This is a genomic window from Promicromonospora sp. NPDC057488 (assembly GCF_042802395.1).
Lineage (GTDB): Bacteria > Actinomycetota > Actinomycetes > Actinomycetales > Cellulomonadaceae > Promicromonospora.
This window is the reverse complement of record NZ_JBHVEG010000024.1, coordinates 39,657-55,931: the sequence shown is the minus strand read 5'-3', so window position 1 is coordinate 55,931 and position 16,275 is coordinate 39,657. Positions and strand designations below refer to the sequence as shown.

Annotated in this window: 20 protein-coding genes, 1 rRNA gene and 1 riboswitch; of the genes, 11 read left to right on the top strand and 10 right to left on the bottom strand. The window is 74.3% G+C overall.

The features are described from left to right. The first annotated feature begins 160 nt into the window (after nucleotides 1-160). Both rrf and ACFU5G_RS07580 read left to right on the top strand, forming a co-directional pair. Nucleotides 161-277, top strand: a 5S ribosomal RNA gene (gene rrf / locus ACFU5G_RS07585). A gap of 195 nt (nucleotides 278-472) precedes the next feature. Continuing rightward, nucleotides 473-1,732, top strand: a complete 1,260-nt coding sequence (locus tag ACFU5G_RS07580; protein WP_377242358.1) for an AGE family epimerase/isomerase — start codon at nucleotides 473-475, stop codon at nucleotides 1,730-1,732. A gap of 126 nt (nucleotides 1,733-1,858) precedes the next feature. On the opposite strand, the gene ACFU5G_RS07575 is transcribed toward ACFU5G_RS07580, so the two are convergent. Genes ACFU5G_RS07575 through ACFU5G_RS07560 form a run of 4 tightly spaced genes read right to left on the bottom strand, consistent with a single transcriptional unit; the run spans nucleotide 1,859 to nucleotide 4,942 of the window. After that, entirely contained in the window at nucleotides 1,859-2,959 is a 1,101-nt protein-coding gene (locus tag ACFU5G_RS07575; RefSeq protein ID WP_377242356.1) for a sulfate/molybdate ABC transporter ATP-binding protein, read from the bottom strand. After that, complete coding sequence (locus ACFU5G_RS07570) at nucleotides 2,956-3,723, bottom strand: ABC transporter permease (protein WP_020017749.1); 768 nt, start codon at nucleotides 3,721-3,723, stop codon at nucleotides 2,956-2,958. The genes ACFU5G_RS07575 and ACFU5G_RS07570 overlap by 4 nt, the downstream gene beginning before the upstream one ends. Next, complete coding sequence (modA, locus tag ACFU5G_RS07565; protein ID WP_377242354.1) at nucleotides 3,720-4,535, bottom strand: molybdate ABC transporter substrate-binding protein; 816 nt, start codon at nucleotides 4,533-4,535, stop codon at nucleotides 3,720-3,722. The genes ACFU5G_RS07570 and modA overlap by 4 nt, the downstream gene beginning before the upstream one ends. Next, complete coding sequence (locus ACFU5G_RS07560; protein ID WP_377242352.1) at nucleotides 4,532-4,942, bottom strand: molybdopterin-binding protein; 411 nt, start codon at nucleotides 4,940-4,942, stop codon at nucleotides 4,532-4,534. Before ACFU5G_RS07560 ends, modA begins: the two co-directional genes overlap by 4 nt. A 102-nt stretch (nucleotides 4,943-5,044) precedes the next feature. On the opposite strand from ACFU5G_RS07560, the gene ACFU5G_RS07555 reads away from it, so the two are divergent. From ACFU5G_RS07555 to ACFU5G_RS07545, 3 genes are all read left to right on the top strand, one after another. Beyond that, a complete protein-coding gene (locus tag ACFU5G_RS07555) occupies nucleotides 5,045-5,503 on the top strand; it encodes an RrF2 family transcriptional regulator (RefSeq protein ID WP_377242350.1) in 459 nt (152 codons plus the stop codon). Nucleotides 5,504-5,709: 206 nt separating this feature from the next. After that, on the top strand, nucleotides 5,710-6,630 hold the full coding sequence (locus ACFU5G_RS07550; protein WP_377242348.1) for a sulfite exporter TauE/SafE family protein: 921 nt from the start codon (nucleotides 5,710-5,712) through the stop codon (nucleotides 6,628-6,630). Further along, nucleotides 6,627-7,139 carry a molybdenum cofactor biosynthesis protein B gene (locus tag ACFU5G_RS07545; RefSeq protein ID WP_377242346.1) on the top strand — a complete coding sequence of 171 codons (513 nt, stop codon included), beginning with the start codon at nucleotides 6,627-6,629 and terminating at the stop codon, nucleotides 7,137-7,139. The genes ACFU5G_RS07550 and ACFU5G_RS07545 overlap by 4 nt, the downstream gene beginning before the upstream one ends. Before the next feature lie 2 nt (nucleotides 7,140-7,141). Here ACFU5G_RS07545 and ACFU5G_RS07540 read toward each other — a convergent pair whose 3' ends face one another. The 3 genes from ACFU5G_RS07540 to ACFU5G_RS07530 are packed head-to-tail and all read right to left on the bottom strand — an operon-like array spanning nucleotide 7,142 to nucleotide 8,150. After that, nucleotides 7,142-7,381, bottom strand: coding sequence for a MoaD/ThiS family protein (locus tag ACFU5G_RS07540; RefSeq protein WP_020017755.1), 240 nt, complete (start codon nucleotides 7,379-7,381; stop codon nucleotides 7,142-7,144). Continuing rightward, nucleotides 7,378-7,848, bottom strand: coding sequence for a cyclic pyranopterin monophosphate synthase MoaC (gene moaC, locus ACFU5G_RS07535; protein ID WP_377242344.1), 471 nt, complete (start codon nucleotides 7,846-7,848; stop codon nucleotides 7,378-7,380). Before moaC ends, ACFU5G_RS07540 begins: the two co-directional genes overlap by 4 nt. Before the next feature lie 20 nt (nucleotides 7,849-7,868). Beyond that, entirely contained in the window at nucleotides 7,869-8,150 is a 282-nt protein-coding gene (locus ACFU5G_RS07530; RefSeq protein WP_036958858.1) for a DUF4235 domain-containing protein, read from the bottom strand. A gap of 37 nt (nucleotides 8,151-8,187) precedes the next feature. Continuing rightward, nucleotides 8,188-8,293, top strand: a riboswitch (TPP riboswitch). Here ACFU5G_RS07530 and ACFU5G_RS07525 point away from each other — a divergent pair. The 3 genes from ACFU5G_RS07525 (at nucleotide 8,289) to ACFU5G_RS07515 (ending at nucleotide 11,778) form a co-directional block, all read left to right on the top strand. Beyond that, a complete protein-coding gene (locus ACFU5G_RS07525) occupies nucleotides 8,289-9,368 on the top strand; it encodes a thiamine ABC transporter substrate binding subunit (protein WP_377242342.1) in 1,080 nt (359 codons plus the stop codon). It overlaps the preceding riboswitch by 5 nt. Then, complete coding sequence (locus ACFU5G_RS07520) at nucleotides 9,365-11,062, top strand: ABC transporter permease (RefSeq protein ID WP_377242362.1); 1,698 nt, start codon at nucleotides 9,365-9,367, stop codon at nucleotides 11,060-11,062. Before ACFU5G_RS07525 ends, ACFU5G_RS07520 begins: the two co-directional genes overlap by 4 nt. Continuing rightward, on the top strand, nucleotides 11,062-11,778 hold the full coding sequence (locus tag ACFU5G_RS07515) for an ABC transporter ATP-binding protein (RefSeq protein ID WP_377242340.1): 717 nt from the start codon (nucleotides 11,062-11,064) through the stop codon (nucleotides 11,776-11,778). The genes ACFU5G_RS07520 and ACFU5G_RS07515 overlap by 1 nt, the downstream gene beginning before the upstream one ends. A gap of 15 nt (nucleotides 11,779-11,793) precedes the next feature. On the opposite strand, the gene ACFU5G_RS07510 is transcribed toward ACFU5G_RS07515, so the two are convergent. Next, nucleotides 11,794-12,441 (bottom strand): response regulator, encoded by a 648-nt coding sequence (locus ACFU5G_RS07510; protein WP_377242338.1) that lies wholly within the window; start codon nucleotides 12,439-12,441, stop codon nucleotides 11,794-11,796. Then, nucleotides 12,441-13,613, bottom strand: a complete 1,173-nt coding sequence (locus ACFU5G_RS07505; RefSeq protein WP_377242336.1) for a sensor histidine kinase — start codon at nucleotides 13,611-13,613, stop codon at nucleotides 12,441-12,443. The genes ACFU5G_RS07510 and ACFU5G_RS07505 overlap by 1 nt, the downstream gene beginning before the upstream one ends. A 166-nt stretch (nucleotides 13,614-13,779) precedes the next feature. Here ACFU5G_RS07505 and ACFU5G_RS07500 point away from each other — a divergent pair, with 166 nt between their 5' ends. After that, nucleotides 13,780-14,169 (top strand): DUF6069 family protein, encoded by a 390-nt coding sequence (locus ACFU5G_RS07500; RefSeq protein ID WP_377242334.1) that lies wholly within the window; start codon nucleotides 13,780-13,782, stop codon nucleotides 14,167-14,169. Between the two features lie 16 nt (nucleotides 14,170-14,185). Here the strand turns inward: ACFU5G_RS07500 and ACFU5G_RS07495 are convergent, their stop codons facing one another. Then, nucleotides 14,186-14,572, bottom strand: a complete 387-nt coding sequence (locus ACFU5G_RS07495; RefSeq protein WP_377242332.1) for a winged helix-turn-helix transcriptional regulator — start codon at nucleotides 14,570-14,572, stop codon at nucleotides 14,186-14,188. Between the two features lie 140 nt (nucleotides 14,573-14,712). On the opposite strand from ACFU5G_RS07495, the gene ACFU5G_RS07490 reads away from it, so the two are divergent. Together ACFU5G_RS07490 and ACFU5G_RS07485 are read left to right on the top strand one after the other, a co-directional pair. Continuing rightward, complete coding sequence (locus tag ACFU5G_RS07490; RefSeq protein ID WP_377242330.1) at nucleotides 14,713-15,063, top strand: DoxX family protein; 351 nt, start codon at nucleotides 14,713-14,715, stop codon at nucleotides 15,061-15,063. A gap of 54 nt (nucleotides 15,064-15,117) precedes the next feature. Next, nucleotides 15,118-16,230: a M20 family metallopeptidase gene (locus tag ACFU5G_RS07485; RefSeq protein WP_377242328.1), complete on the top strand. Its 1,113-nt coding sequence runs from the start codon at nucleotides 15,118-15,120 to the stop codon at nucleotides 16,228-16,230. Nucleotides 16,231-16,275 lie beyond the last annotated feature (45 nt).

Here is a 16,275-nt window from a genome sequence, read left to right as displayed (position 1 = left end):
CGATAACTTCACAACCACACTCACACGAGCTAAAAATCAAGTTCATTGCGTGTCGCGTCCACTATGCGGTTCCCGAGTCACGGGCACCAACCCCCTACAACCCCTACCGGTTTAACTGGTGTGAGCGGTTGGGTGTGGGGTTGCCTGTTCTCGATAGTGTTACGGTGGTCATAGCGTGGGGGAAACGCCCGGTCCCATTCCGAACCCGGAAGCTTAGCCTCACAGCGCCGATGGTACTGCCCTGGTGACGGGGTGGGAGAGTAGGACGCCGCCGGACAACCATTCCCAGGAGGGGGTGGAGCAGCAGCCCGTCAGGGTTGTCTGCTCCACCCCCTACCTGCATTCCCGGAACACCTGCATTCCCGGCACAACATTCGCAGCCGGCGGGTGGCATTCGAGGGCTCGGCCCGAGCCGGCGTCCGGCATGTGCGCGAGTTGCGGGGCGCGCAGCGCCCGCGGCTATCGTGGCGGTGTGAACGCAGACTCGACCCGCACTGCCGCGGGCTCCACCAGCACCCAGCCCGCAAGCAGCACCGAGGCGGCGTGGCGTCGCGAGCACTTCGTGTCGCTGCTGCGGTTCGCCGAGGCCTCGATTCGTACGGACGGCGCTGCGTGCTGGCTCGACGACGAGGGTCGACCCGACAGTTCGCACCCCGTCGAGACCTGGATCACGGCCCGGATGGCGCACACCTTCGCCGTCGGGCATCTGCTGGGGGTGAGCGGGACCGAGGAGTACGCGACGCGTGCGATCGCCGGGCTCCGTGAGGTGCTGGCCGACGCCGAGTTCGGCGGCTGGCTCGCCGCGCGCGGCGAGGGCGACGAGCTGGTCGGGACCAAGGAGGCGTACGCGCACGCGTTCGTCGTGCTCGCCGCCTCGACCGGCAAGGTGGCCGGCATCGCCGGCGCCCCGGAGCTGCTCACCGACGCCCTCGCGGTGCTGGACGCGCGGTTCTGGGAGCCGGAGCGGAACCTGCACCTCGACGAGCGGTCGCGCGACTGGGCCACCGCGTCGGACTACCGCGGCGTGAACGCGAACATGCACTCCGTCGAGGCGCTGCTCGCCGCCCACGCCGCGACCGGGGACAGCATGTGGCTGGAGCGTGCTTCGGCCATCGGTGACCAGGTCGTGAGCTGGGCAGAGGCCAACGACTGGCGGATCCCCGAGCACTTCGACGCCGACTGGAACCCGCTGCTGGAGTACAACGCGGACCGCCCCCGCGACCAGTTCAAGCCGTACGGCGCCACGCCCGGGCATGGGCTGGAGTGGGCCCGCCTGCTGCTGCAGATCGACGCCGAGGCGAACACACCTGGCGTGCGCACCGCTGCTGCCGCCGCGCTCTTCGACCGGGCTGTCGCGGACGGCTGGGATGCGCAGGGCGGGGGCGGCTTCGTCTACACGACGGACTGGTCCGGCACGCCCGTCGAGCCCCGCCGCTTCCACTGGGTCGCCGCCGAGGGCGCTGCCACGGCCAACGTCCTGGGTCGCGTCACCGGGGACGCCCGCTACACCGAGCTCGAGCGCGAGTGGTGGGCCTGGATCCGGGAGTACCTCGTGGACGACGAGCACGGCTCGTGGCACCACGAGCTCGACACCGAGAACCAGCCGTCCGGGCTCACCTGGGTGGGCAAGCCCGACGTCTACCACGCGGCGCAGGCCGTGATCCTGCCGGAGCTGCCGCTCACGGGCTCGTTCGCGGCCTCGGCGCGGCAGGCCGGCCAGATCCTGGCCTGACGAGGGCTGGGCCTGACGAGGGGCTGGGCCCGACGGAGTGTCAGGCCCAGCCTCGGACGGCAGCACACCCACGACGCAGCACACCCGCCACGGGCCACCCGAGCCCAGAGAACAGCAGCCCAGTGATTACGCCGGGTACAGGTCGACCTCGGTCGCCTTGACGGTGAACCACACCTCGTCACCCGGCGTGATCGCGAGGTCGGCCGCGGCCTGCGGGGTGATGTCCGCGCTGAGCCGGCCCGCCCGCACCCGGACCAGGTCGCCCTGGGGTTCGAGGGCGGTGACGGTCACGGGCCAGGAGTTGCGCGGCGAACCGGTCGCGCGCGCGGGGAACACAGAGACGGTCACGGGCCGGAACGCGGCGACCATCGGCGTCCCTGTGACCGGGACAGCGCGGTCAGCCTGATCGGACCGCTCGGCGCCCCCACCGTCGTCGTGCAGGCGGCCGTGGACCAGGTCGCCCGCGGCGGTGCGGACTGCGTCGTCGCCGGCGGACCAGGTGCCCGACGTGATGTTCAGGCCCGCGATGCGCGCGGCGAAGGCGCTGCGCGGCCGGGACAGCACCTCACGGGTGGGCCCGTGCTCGACGACGCGTCCGCCGTCGAGCACGACGACGCGGTCGGCGAGCAGGAGCGCGTCCAGGACGTCGTGCGTGGCGATGACGACCGTGCGGTCGGCGAGGACCTCCCGGAGCAGGTGCCGCAGCGCCGGCGTGACGTCCACGTCCAGGGCGGCCATGGGCTCGTCGAGCAGCAGCAGGCGCGGCTCCGCGGCCAGGGCCCGGGCCACGGCGACGCGCTGGGCCTGCCCGCCGGAGACGGCCGACGGCCGGCGTCCGCCGAGGTCGGGCAGGCCGATGCGGTCCAGCCAGCGGTCGGCCTCGAGGGCCGCCGTGCGGCGGGAGGCGCCGCGGGAGCGCGGGCCGAACGCGATGTTGTGCCGCACCGAGAGGTGGGGGAAGAGCAGCGGGTCCTGCGCCAGCAGGGCCACCTGGCGTGCGTGCGGCGGCACCCAGGCGCGGGTGCGGCCGGCCTCGACGTGGGTGAGGGTGCGGTCGTCGAGGGTGACGCGTCCGTCCTGCGGGCGCAGCAGCCCGGCGGCGATCGCGAGCAGCGTGGACTTGCCGGCGCCGTTGGGGCCGAGCAGGGCGACGGTCTCGCCGTCGGCGACCTCGAGGTCGACCTGGACGTCGCGTTCGGGCAGGTGCGCCGACAGGGAGAGGCTCACAGGGCGCTCCTGCTGCGCCGGGTCAGGCCGATCACGAGCACCGCGACCGCCACCAGCACGAACGACAGGGCGACGGCGGCGTCGGGGTCGGTCTCCCGCTGCAGGTAGATCTCCAGCGGGAGGGTGCGCGTGACGCCCTGCAGGCTGCCCGCGAACGTGATGGTCGCGCCGAACTCGCCCAGGCACCGGGCGAACGAGAGCACGGTCCCGGACAGCAGGCCCGGCCACACCAGGGGCAGCGTGACGCGGAACAGGACCGTGGTGGGCCGCGCGCCCAGGGTGGCCGCGACGACGTCGTACCGCGTGCCGGCCGTGCGGATGGCGCCCTCCAGGCTGATCACGAGGAACGGCAGCGCCACGAACGTCTGCGCCAGCACGACGGCGGCCGTGGAGAACGCGATCTGGATGCCCGCCAGCTCCAGGGACTCGCCGAGCAGCCCGCGGCGTCCGAACGTGTACAGCAGCGCGATACCGCCGACGACGGGCGGCAGCACGAGCGGGACCAGCACCAGCGAACGCAACAGGTCGATCCCCGCGAAGCGGGCGCGGGCGAGGACCAGCGCCAGCGGCACGCCGACCACCAGGCAGAGCAGCGTGCTCACCGCGGACGTGCGCAGGCTCAGCAGCAGTGCCGCCACCGACGACTCGCTGGTGATCAGGGTCCAGAAGTCGGCCCAGTTCACGCGGGCCGCCATCGCCGCGAGGGGGAGCACCACCAGGAGCGCCCCCACCGCCGCGACGGCGGCGACCCAGCGGGGGATCATGGCGCCGCGAACCCCGCGTCGCTCAGCACCTCTTGCCCGCCCTGGCCCAGCACGGCGTCGACGAACTCCTGGGCGAGCTCGGGCTCCGCGCTCTGCCCGAGGGCGGCGATCGGGTACACGTTGACCGCGCTGTCCGACTCGGGGAACTCGATGCCCTCGACCTTGTCGTCCGCGCCGCGGACGTCGGTGACGTAGACCAGGCCGGCGTCCGCCTCGCCGGTGATCACCTTGTTCAGCACGTCGGTGACGCTCTGCTCCTCGCTGACTGGTGAGAACGTCAGCCCGGCGGCCTCCTCGACCCGTTCGGCCGCGGCCCCGCACGGCACCTCGGGAGCGCAGACGACGAGGTTCACGTCGTCGCCGGCCAGGTCGGCGAGCGAGGCGACGTCGGCCGGGTTGCCCGGCGGCACCGCGATCATCAGGGTGTTCGAGGCGAAGTCGGCGGGCGTCCCCGCCTGCAGGTCGTCCGCGACGATCTTGTCCATGTTCGCGGTGTCCGCCGAGGCGAAGACGTCGGCCGGGGCGCCCTGCTGGATCTGGGCCACGAGGTCCGACGAGCCGGCGAATGACAGCTCCACGTCGACGCCCTCGTGGGCGGCCTCGAAGTCCTCCGCGATGTGCTCGAACGTCGTCGTCAGCGACGCGGCGGCGTAGACGGTCAGCGTCCGGTCCGTGGGGTCGTCGACGTCGGAGTCGGCGGCCCCGCCCGACCCCGCGCCGCACGCCGTCAGGGCGCCGGCCGCCAGCAGGCCGACGGCGCCCGCCGCGATGATCCGGGCCGACGCGCGGCCCCTGTGTGTGTACCCGGTCATGCGGATCCCCTCTGGTTCTCGGTCTCGATGACGACGTTCGTGGACTTGATGACTGCCACCGCCACCGACCCCGGCTCCAGGCCGAGGTCGTGCACCGCCTCGCTGCTCATCAGCGAGACCACGCGGAACGGGCCGCACTGCAGCTCGACCTGCGCCATGACGGCGTCGGCCTTGATGTCGGTGACCAGGCCCACGAACCGGTTGCGGGCCGAGCTGCGCAGTCCCGGCGGCAGTCCCGGCGGCGACGCGTGGTCCCGGGCCACCATGGCGACCTCGTAGCCGTCGACCACCTTGCGGCCCGCGTCGTCCGTGCGGGCGCCCAGCAGGCCGCGGTCGATCCAGCGACGCACCGTGTCGTCGCTGACGCCGAGATAGGCGGCGGCCTCTCGAATCCTCATGTGCGGCACGAACGGGACGTTAGCACCGCGTTCACGTATTGATAAAGGGCGTCCAGCCCGGATCTGCGGAGTGGAGGCGGCCCGGTCCGGTGGCCGGGGGAGAATGGACCCATGAGGATCTCCGCACGAGCCGACTACGCCGTCCGGGCAGCCGCCGAGCTGGCGGCCGCCGACCAGGACGGGCCCGTCCGCGCCGAGTCCCTGGCCCGGGCGCAGGACATCCCGCACCGCTTCCTGGAGGGGATCCTGAGCGACCTGCGTCGCGACGGCCTCGTGACCAGCCACCGCGGCGCCGGCGGCGGCTACCGCCTGGCCCGGCCCGCCGACTCGATCACCATCGCCGACGTCGTGCGGGCGGTGGACGGGCCGCTGGTCTTCGTGCGTGGCAACCGCCCTTCCGACCTGGAGTTCCAGGGCGCGGCCGCGCCGCTGCTGCACGTGTGGGTGGCCCTGCGGGCCAACGTCCGCGCGGTGCTGGAGACGGTCTCCCTCGCGGACCTGGTCAGCGGATCGCTGCCGGACGAGGTGCGCGCCCTGACCGAGGGCGAGTCGGCCTGGTCCAACTCCTGATCTCGCGGGCGACCGGTATTTCGCAGGGCGCCCGGCGCCCGGCTGAACTCCGATCGGACGGAGGGCTTTCACCCCGCTATCTGATACACACTTATCCGACCTGTGAGATGGTCATTGTTTCCGACCGGGTTAGGTGGATACCTTGACGGAGGCCTGAATGTGCCAGGCCTCGTGTCGCATCCCCCTTGACCTGGAAGGTCACGACCATGAGAACCCTGATCCTGCTGGCGCTCGTCGGCCTCGGCGCGCAGCTGGTGGACGGAAGTCTGGGCATGGCCTACGGCGTCACCTCCACCACGTTGCTGCTGGCCATCGGCACCAACCCCGCCGCGGCGTCGGCCACGGTGCACCTCGCCGAGATCGGCACCACCCTCGCGTCCGGCGCCTCCCACTGGCGCTTCGGCAACGTGGACTGGAAGGTCGTCGCCAAGATCGGTATCCCCGGCGCGGTCGGCGCCTTCGCCGGCGCCACGTTCCTCTCGTCGCTGTCGACGGAGGTCGCCGGGCCGGTCATGTCGGTGATCCTGCTCGCTCTGGGCCTCTACGTGCTGCTGCGCTTCACGGTGCAGGGCCTGCCGACCCGCTCGGACAAGCCCCTCCGCAAGCGGTTCCTCGCACCCCTCGGCCTGGTGGCCGGCTTCTTCGACGCCACCGGTGGCGGCGGCTGGGGCCCGGTCGGCACGCCCGCCATCCTCGCGAGCGGCCGCCTGGAACCGCGCAAGGTGATCGGCTCGATCGACACCAGCGAGTTCCTCGTGGCCGTCGCCGCCAGCGTCGGCTTCTTCGTCGGCCTGTCCGGCGAGGGCATCAACTTCACCTGGGTGCTCGCCCTGCTCATCGGCGGCCTGATCGCGGCGCCGATCGCGGCCTGGCTGGTGCGCCTCGTGCCGCCGCGCATCCTGGGCTCGCTCGTGGGCGGCGTCATCGTGCTCACCAACTCGCGCACGCTGCTCAACAGCGACTGGATCGCGGCCTCCGACGCCGTGAAGATCCCGGTCTACGTGGTGATCTGGCTGGGCTGGGCCGCCGCCGTCGCCTGGTCCGTGCGGGCGCACCGCAAGGCCGAGGCCCTCAAGCCCGCGCCCGAGCAGGCGCAGGAGCCGGAGGCCGATAGCGTGTCGGCATGACGTCCGACCAGGTCGCGGTGATCACCGTCTCCGACCGATGCGCACGCGGCGAGGCCGAGGACCGTTCCGGCCCCGCCGCGGTGCGCGTCCTGCGGGAGGCGGGGTTCACCGACCTGGTCACCCATCTCGTGCCCGACGGCGTCGAGCCGGTCCGCGACGTGCTGCGGACCGCGCTCGACGCCGGCGCGCGTCTGGTGCTCACCACCGGCGGCACGGGCATCACGCCCCGGGACCTGACGCCCGAGGGCACGCGCGAGGTGCTGGACTACGAGGTCCCGGGCGTCGCGGACGCCGTCCGGCAGCGGGGGGTCGCCGCGGGGGTCCCCACCGCCGTGCTGTCGCGCGGGCTGGTGGGCGTGGCCCGCGGGTCCGCCGGCACGCGCGCGCTCGTGGTGAACCTGCCCGGGTCGTCCGGGGGCGTGCGGGACGGCCTCGACGTGGTGCTCGCCCTGTGGCCGCACGTCCGGTCGCAGCTCGAGGGCGGCGACCACCCCGCCCCGGCGGCGTAGCGTCAGCCGCCCGCGAAGGGCGGGAGCACGTCGACCGTGACGCCGTCCGGCACCGGGGCGTCGTCCGCCGTGGTGCGGGCGCCCGCGACCAGCAGCGCGCACCGCGGGAGCACCGTGGTCAGGCCCGGGTGGGCGGCGGTGAGGGCGCCGCGCAGGGCGGCGACCGACGTCGGGCCGTCGAGCTGTTCGGTGGCGCGCCCGGCGGCCTCGCGGGCGCCGGCGAAGTAGCGGACCGTGATCACTCGGCACGCACCCAGTCGCCCGACTTGCCGCCGGTCTTGCGCTCCAGCCGCACGTCCGCGAGCGAGACCGACTTGTCCAGGCCCTTGACCATGTCGATCACGGCCAGGCCCGCCACGGACACCGCCGTCAGGGCTTCCATCTCGACGCCCGTGCGGTCGGCGGTGCGCACGGTCGCGGTGACCACGACGCCGTCGTCGGTGACCTCCAGGTCGACCGCCGCGCCGTGCACGCCGATCACGTGGGCCAGCGGCAGCAGCTCGGGCGTCCGCTTGGCGGCGGCGATGCCCGCGATCCGGGCCACGGCCAGCACGTCGCCCTTGGGCACGGCGTTGTCGCGCAGCGCCTGGACCACGGCAGGGGTGCAGCGGACCAGACCGGAGGCGGTGGCCGAGCGGACGGTCGGCTGCTTGGCGGTGACGTCGACCATGCGGGCCTGGCCGCGGTCGTCAAGGTGCGTGAAGCTCACGGCACCAGGGTGTCACGTCCTCACACGGCGGAGCGGCGGGCGGCGATCCGCACGGCCGCACGGTGCGCGCCCTTGGCGGCGATCCGCTTGGCGAAGACCGCTGTACCCGCGGCGACAGCGGCGAACACGGTCGCCTGGAGCAGGTCCAGCTCCGGGTCGTCGGGCTTGTTGGGCGCGTCGTTACCCGTCACGCCCTTCCAGATCATGCTGACCGCCTTCTGCGCGACCCAGCCGGCCGCGATCGTCAGGGCGAGAGTGCCGACCTTCTCGCCGAGTGTCTGTTCCGTCTCAATCTGGGCCATCTCCACACCGTAGCCCCCGGCAGCCGACTAGGCTGCATGGAAACGACAGGGGAGCGCCCCCACGGCGCTGAGAGTGCGGAAAGCCGCAGACCCTTGAACCTGATCCGGTTGACACCGGCGGAGGAAGTCGGAGGCACGATGTTGCGTCTTTCCGGTGCCCACAGGGGCACCATCACCACCGGCACGATCGCGGGCACGCTGTCGGCGGCGCTGCTGCTCGCGGGCTGCTCGGGCACGGGTTCCGGCGACGACGCGTCCGGTCCGGGCGACGACGCCCCGACCGTCACGCTCGTGACCCACGACTCCTGGGCGCTCGACGAGAAGCTGATCGACCAGTACGAGCAGGAGACCGGCACCACCGTGGAGGTCAGCGCAGCCGGCGACGCCGGCACGCTGGTCAACCAGCTCGTGCTGACCAAGGACGCGCCGCTCGGCGACGCCGTCTTCGGCATCGACAACACCTTCGCCTCCCGCGCCCTGGACGCCGGGGTGGTCGAGGAGTACACGCCCGCCGACCTGCCCGAGGGCGCCGAGCAGCTCGGCGGGGCGCTCACGCCCGTCGACCAGGGCGACGTGTGCGTGAACGCCGACGAGGCGTGGTTCGAGAAGTCCGGCCTCGAGGTCCCGAAGACCCTGGAGGACCTCGCGGACCCGCAGTACGAGGACCTGCTCGTGGTGACCAACCCGGCGACGTCGTCCCCGGGGCTCGCGTTCCTGCTGGCGACCGTCGGGGCGTTCGGCGAGGACGGGTTCGAGGACTACTGGACGTCCCTGGTGGACAACGGCGTCAAGGTCGCCGACTCCTGGGAGGACGCCTACTACGTGGACTTCTCGGGTGCGGGCGAGGGCGGCGAGCGTCCGCTCGCGCTGTCGTACGCGACGTCGCCGGCCTTCACGGTGAGCGAGGACGGTTCGGAGTCGACCACCAGCGCGCTGCTGGAGACCTGTTTCCGGCAGGTCGAGTACGCGGGCGTGCTCGCGGGCTCGGACAACGTGGAGGGCGCTCGGGCGCTGGTGGACTTCCTGCTCACCCACGACGTCCAGGCCGCCCTGCCGGAGTCGATGTACATGTACCCGGCCGACTCCGCCGTGGAGCTCCCCGACGACTGGCAGAAGTTCGCGCCGCAGGCCGAGGCCCCGTTCGAGGTGGACCCGGCCCAGGTGAGCGAGCACCGCGACGAGTGGATCGAACGGTGGACCGAGACAGTCGTGGGCTGACGCCGACGAACCGGCCCGGGCGCCGGCCGCGCCTCGCACCGTTCCTGTGGGGAGCGGCCGTCGTCGTCCCCCTCGCCTTCCTCGCGATCTTCTTCGCGTGGCCGGTGGTCGCGCTCGTCGTGCGGGGCTTCGTGCCCGACGGCGTGCTCGACCTCACCGGCTTCGCCGAGGTGCTGTCCCGGCCGCGCACCTGGCGGCTCGTGGGGCTCACGCTCACCCAGGCGGTGCTCGGCACGGCGTTCTCGGTGATGCTCGGGCTGCCGCTCGCCTACCTCCTGTACCGGCGGGCGTTCCCCGGCCGCACGCTGGCGCGCGGGCTGGTGACGGTGCCGTTCGTGCTCCCGGCCGTGGTGGTCGGCGTCGCGTTCCGCGCCCTGTTCGCGCCCGGCGGCACCCTCGGGTTCCTCGGGCTCGAGGAGTCGCTCGCCGGGATCGTCGTCGCGCTCGTCTTCTTCAACGTGTCCGTGGTGGTGCGCACCGTCGGCGGGCTGTGGGAACGGCTCGACCCCCGCGCCGAGGAGGCCGCCGCGTCGCTCGGCGCGGGGCCCGCCCGGGTGTTCCGCACCGTCACCCTGCCCTCGCTCGCGCCCGCGATCACGTCCGCGGCCTCGGTGGTCTTCCTGTTCTGCGCCACCGCGTTCGGGGTGGTGCTCGTGCTCGGCGGCGTGCGGTACGGGACCATCGAGACCGAGATCTGGACCCGCACCACCCAGTTCCTGGACCTGCGGGCGGCGTCCGTGCTCTCGATCCTGCAGCTCGTGGTCATCTCGGGCGCCCTCGCCGTCTCCGCGCGGGCCCGCCGGCGCCGCGAGGCCGCCCTGCACCTCGTCTCGGCACGCCGCGCGGCCCGCCCCCTGTCCTGGCGCTCGCCCGCCGACGTCGCCGCGGCGCTCGCGGGCATCGCGATCGTGGCCGGGCTGATCGTGCTGCCGCTGGCCGGGCTGGTGGCCCGCTCGTTCCGCGAGCCGGACGGCTCCTGGGGACCCGGCAACTACCTCGCGCTCGGCACGACCGGCGAGCGCAACGCCCTGGTCGTCACCGTCTGGGAGGCCACGGCGACCTCGCTGCGGATCGCGCTGGCCGCGACCGTGATCGCGCTGGTCGTGGGCGGGCTCGTGGCCCTGGTCGTGTCCCGCCGGCCCCGGTCCGCGGGGGCACGCCGCGCCGTCGGGACGCTCGACGGCCTGTTCATGCTGCCGCTGGGCGTGTCCGCGGTGACCGTCGGCTTCGGGTTCCTGATCACCATGGACCAGCCGGTGCTCGGCCTCGACCTGCGCACCTCCGGGCTGCTCGTGCCGGTGGCCCAGGCCGTCGTGGCCGTGCCGCTCGTGGTGCGCACCGTGCTGCCGGTGCTCCGGGCCATCGACCCCCGCCTGCGCGAGGTCGCCGCCGTGCTCGGCTCCGGGCCGGGCCGCGTGCTGCGCACCGTGGACCTGCCGATCGCCCTGCGGTCGGTCGGGCTGGCCACCGGGTTCGCGTTCGCGGTGTCGCTCGGCGAGTTCGGCGCCACGTCGTTCCTCGCGCGGCCCGACGGCGCCACCCTGCCGGTCGTGATCTACCGGCTCATCGGGCGGCCCGGGGCGGAGAACTACGGGATGGCGCTCGCGGCGTCCGTGGTGCTGGCCGCGCTGACCGCGACGGTGATGATGGTGGCCGAGCTACTGCGCGACGACCGCGCGGGAGGGGAGTTCTGATGGCGGGGCTGGAGGTCCGGGACGTCTCGGTCCGGTACGGCGGCAAGACGGCGGTGGACGGGGTGACGCTCGACGTCGACCCCGGCGAGGTGGTGGCGCTGCTCGGGCCGAGCGGCTGCGGCAAGTCCTCCCTGCTGCGGGCCGTGGCCGGGCTGGAGCCGCTGGCCGGCGGGCGCGTGCTGTACGACGGCGCCGACCTGGCCGGGCTGCCGGTGCACAAGCGCCGGTTCGGGCTGATGTTCCAGGACGGGCAGCTCTTTCCGCACCGGGACGTGCGGCGCAACGTCGCCTACGGGCTGGAGACCCTGCCGCTCACCCGCCAGGAGCGGGACGAGCGGGTCTCCGCCCTGCTGGACCTCGTGGGGCTCGCCGGGTACGAGCAGCGGTCGGTGCCCACCCTGTCCGGCGGCGAGCAGCAGCGGGTGGCCCTCGCGCGCGCCCTGGCGCCGCGGCCCCGGCTGCTGCTCCTCGACGAGCCCCTGTCGGCGCTCGACCGGCAGCTCCGCGAACGCCTGGCCGGCGAGGTGCGGGCCGCGCTGGTGGAGACCGGGACGACGGCGGTGTTCGTGACGCACGACCATGCCGAGGCCTCCGCGGTGGCCGACCGCGTGGGCGTCATGGACCAGGGCCGGCTGCTCCAGGTGGCGGCGCCGCAGGAGCTGCGCACCGCGCCCGCGTCGGACCGGGTGGCCGAGTTCCTGGGGCTGCGCGCCTGACGGCGCCCAGCCGCGTCAGGCCGCGCCGGCCTGCTGGACGAGCAGCGCCACCTGGGTGCGGTTCTCCACGCCGAGCTTCACCAGCACGCTGGAGACGTGCGCCTTCACGGTCGGGACGCTGAGGTAGAGGCGCCGTCCGATCTCCGCGTTGGAGGAGCCGCGCCCGATCTCGACCGCGACGTCGCGCTCGCGGCCCGTGAGCCGGTCGAGGGCCTGGCGGGCCGCCCGCGCCTCGCCGCCCCCGGCGGCGACCGTGTCCATCAGGCGGCGGGCGATGTCGGGCGCGAGCACCGGCTCGCCGCCCGCGGCCGCGCGGACCGCCGCGGCGATCCGCGCCGGCGGCATGTCCTTGAGCAGGTAGCCGGCCGCCCCGGCGCGCAACGCGCCCACCACCTCGGTGTCGGTGTCGAAGGTGGTGAGCACGACGACGGCGGGCGGCGACGGCCGGGCCCGCACCCGGCGGGTGGCCTCGATGCCGTCGACGCCGGGCATCCGCAGGTCCATCAGCACCACGTCGGCCGGGTGCGCGTCGAGCACCTGCGCCACGTCCCCGCCGTCGGCGGCCTCGCCGACCACCCGGATCCCCTCGGCGCCGTCGAGCATGAGGCGCAGGCCCGCGCGGACCAGGGCGTCGTCGTCGACGATCACGAGGCGGGTCTCCATCAGGCCCACGGTATCCGCGCCTCCAGGACGAAACCAGCAGGTGAGCGGCCTGCGTCGAGCGTGCCGTCGAGCAGCTCCACGCGTTCGCGCAGGCCGACCAGCCCGGTGCCGGGCTCGCCGGCCGCGGCGCGTGCGGGGCCGTCGTCGGCCACGACCACCCGGACCTCGTCCGCCGTCGTGGTCACCGTGACCCGGACGGCGGCGCCCGGCGCGTGTCGGCGGGCGTTGGTCAGGCCCTCCTGGACCACGCGGTAGGCGGCCGTCGCGACCGGGGGCGACGGCTCGGCGTCGTCGTGCCCGGCAGCCGCCCGGTCGCCGGACCGGTCGAGCACCACGGTGGTGCCCACGGAGCGGGCGGCGTCCACGAGCCCGGGGATGTCGCGGAGCGTGGGCGGCGGGGCGAGCTGGTCCACCCCGCCGCGCAGGAGCCGGACGAGCCGGCGCAGGTCCTCCAGGGCCTCGGCGGCGCCGGTCCGTACCCGTCCGGCCGCCGCCGCGAGCTGCTCCGGGGGCGCGTCGGGCCGGTACTCGACGGCGCCCGCGGTCGCGGCCAGCAGGGACAGCCGGTGCCCCAGCGCGTCGTGCATCTCGGCGGCGATCCGGTTGCGCTCCCCGGAGCGGGCGGTCTCCAGCGCCTGCTCCCGGTCGGCCTCGGCGCGGCGGGCGCGGGCGCGCAGATCGGCGAGGAGCTGCGCGCGGGCCTGCAGGTAGGCGCCCCAGCCCAGGAGCGCGGCGTGGACGGCGACGTCGCACAGGATCCACCAGCCGTAGGGGAACGCCGGGGGCCGCCACAGGCCCTGCACGGCGTGCGCGACGGCGCTCGCCGCCGCGACGAGGACGGCGGTGCGCAGCGGCGACCACCGGGCGATCTGCAGCACCCCGGACGTCGCGGCCGGCGTCGCGCCCGGCGAGAGCGCCGAAAGCGCGGCCAGGGCGAGCGCCGCGGGCACCGACCGGCGGGCCCACATCACGGGCAGCAGCGCCAGCGACACCACCGCGACCACCAGGTCCAGGATGTCCAGGGGCAGTGCGGTGCCCCCGCTCGCCTGGCGGGTCAGCACCGTCGCGAGGGTCAGCACCCCGAGCAGCACCATGGCGAGCGCCACCGCGCGCCGCGGGGGACGTGTGCGCAAGGCGTCGTCGGGCGGGCAGTCCCGCTGGTCACCTGTCATGCCGGTGACACTACGCACGGCGCCCCGGGCTCGGACACCGACCTTGGTCGGGGGTGCCGCTACCGAAGGGTGACCCGGCCCGGTACCCCGGACGGATGCCCCGGACGCCGTCGGGCCAGGAGGCTGTGACCAGGCGCGACGGACGCGCCGAGAAGGAGAAGGACTCATGGCCGAGAACCTGGTGACCCGTAGCCCGTGGCCCGCCTGGGCGGTGCCGCTCGCCGCCGCCGTCGCCGCCGTGGCGGTCTGGCTCGTCGGCGCGGCGCTCGGCGTGGACCCGCAGGCGCAGGCCGGGGCGAGCACCCAGTCCGTGACCGTCGTCGCGGCGGCGGTCGCCGCACTCGTGGCCGGCCTGGCCGGCTGGGGCGTGCGAGCGCTCGTGGCACGCCTGACCAAGGGCGGCGGCGAGGTGGCGTGGCTCGTGCTGTGCGGCGTGGCCCTGCTCGTGTCGCTCACCGGGGCCGCGAGCGGCACCACGCCGGCGACGGTCGCACTGCTGATGACCGAGCACCTGGTGGTCGGCCTGGTCGTCGCGCTGGGGCTCCGGCGGGCCTAGCCGGGCCTGGCCGGGCCTAGTCGGGCGGCTGCCGCTCCAGCACGTCGCGGTGCCTGCGGCCCCACTCGCCGAGCGGCTGCATGGCCGCGACCAGCTCGGCCCCCGCCGGGGTGGGCGAGTACAGGATCTGCACCGGCATGGTCGGCACCACCTCCCGGGCGATGAACCCCTGCTGCTCCAGCTCGCGCAGGCGCAGGGTCAGCAGCCGGTCGGAGATGCCGCGGACGGCGCGGCGGTACTCGACGAACCGGCGGGCGCCCGCTACCGCCGCGTAGAGGATCGCGGCGGACCAGCGCCGGCCGGCGAGCTCCATGGTCTGCCGGAACTCCTGGCACTCCTGCTCGTTGACGGGCGCCTCGTACGGGGAACCCGCGGCGTCCGCCGCCGTCGTCCTGGAAGTCACTTACCAATAGTGAGTTGCTAACCCGGCACTTGGCAAGCCCCGGCCGGTGCCGCACGATTCCGGGGGCGCCCCTGCCGGGGCGCTCTCGCTCGCCGGGCCGTCCTGCTAGGTCGTGCCCGGCCGTCGTCCTCGGAGGACCCGTGTTCGTCGCTTCTGTCATCGTCTCCGCACTGCTGATCCTGGGCACCGCGTTCAGCGGCTGGAACAAGGTGACGCGCAACCCCCAGCTCGTCGAGCAGCTCACCGGGCTGGGTGTGCCGGAGCGGTTCATCCCGGTGCTCGGCAGCCTGCTGCTGGCCGGCGCCCTCGGCACCCTCGCCGGCATCTGGTGGGCGCCGATCGGGATCGCCGCGACCGCGTGCTTCGTCCTGTACTTCCTGGGTGCGGTCGTCACGCACCTGCGCGCGAAGGACTGGCCGGGCCTGATCCCGACCGGCGCGCTGGCGCTGTTCTCGGCCGCGGCCCTGACCCTGCGGCTGCTCTCGCTCTGATCCCCTGATCCGCCGATCTCGGATCCTCGGATCCCGGCCGGATACCGTGCCCCCATGCCCTTCCACGAGACCCCCGCCCGCCCGGACACCGACACCGACGCCCTGATCGCGGACCTGCGCACGCTGGTCGAGTGCGAGTCGCCGTCGTCGGACCCGGCCGCGCTGGCCCGGTCCGCCGACCTGGTGGCCCGGCTCGGCACGGCGCACCTCGGCGTCGAGCCCGAGCGGCTCGGCATCCACCTGCGGTGGCGGCTCGGCGGCCCGACCCGCGTGCTGGTGCTCGCGCACCACGACACGGTGTGGCCGCTGGGCTCGCTCCGGACGCACCCGTTCGGCATCACGGACGGCGTGCTGCGCGGTCCCGGCAGCTTCGACATGAAGACCGGCCTGGCCATGGCGCTGCACGTGCTGGGCTCCCTGCCCGACCGCACCGGCGTCACCCTGCTGGTCACGGGCGACGAGGAGCTCGGCTCGCCGTCGTCCCAGGCCCTGATCGAGGACGAGGCGCGCGGGGCGGCGGCCGCCCTGGTCCTGGAGGCCTCGGCCGACGGCGGCGCGCTCAAGGTGGAGCGCAAGGGCACCTCGATCTACGAGGTGCTGGTCAAGGGCCGCGCCGCGCACGCCGGGCTGGAGCCCGAGAAGGGCGTGAACGCGGTGGTCGAGCTGGCGCACCAGGTGCTCGCGGTCGCCGCGCTGGGCGACCCGGAGCTCGGGACCACCGTGGTGCCGACGGTCGCCGCGGCGGGCACGACGCGCAACACCGTGCCGGCCGAGGCGTCGTTCGCGGTGGACGTGCGGGCCCGCACGGTCGCCGAGCAGGAGCGGGTCGACGCCGCCCTGCGGGCGCTGGCGCCCGTGCTCCCCGGCGCCGCGCTGGAGATCGGGGGCGGCATCAACCGGCCGCCGCTGGAGCGCGCGCTGTCCGCCGACCTGTTCGAGCGGGCCTCCCGGCTGGCGCGGGCGGCGGGTCTGCCGGAGCTCACCGGCGTGGCCGTGGGCGGGGCGTCCGACGGCAACTTCGCCGCCGGTGTCGGCACGCCGACCCTGGACGGGCTCGGCGCCGTGGGCGGCGGCGCGCACGCCGACGACGAGCACGTGCTGGTCGACCGGATCGCCGACCGCGCGGCGCTGCTCCGCGCGCTGCTCGTGGACCTGGTCGAGGCGTGACACCCCGTGTCAGACGTACAGGTCACCGGAGGGATCCGTACGTCT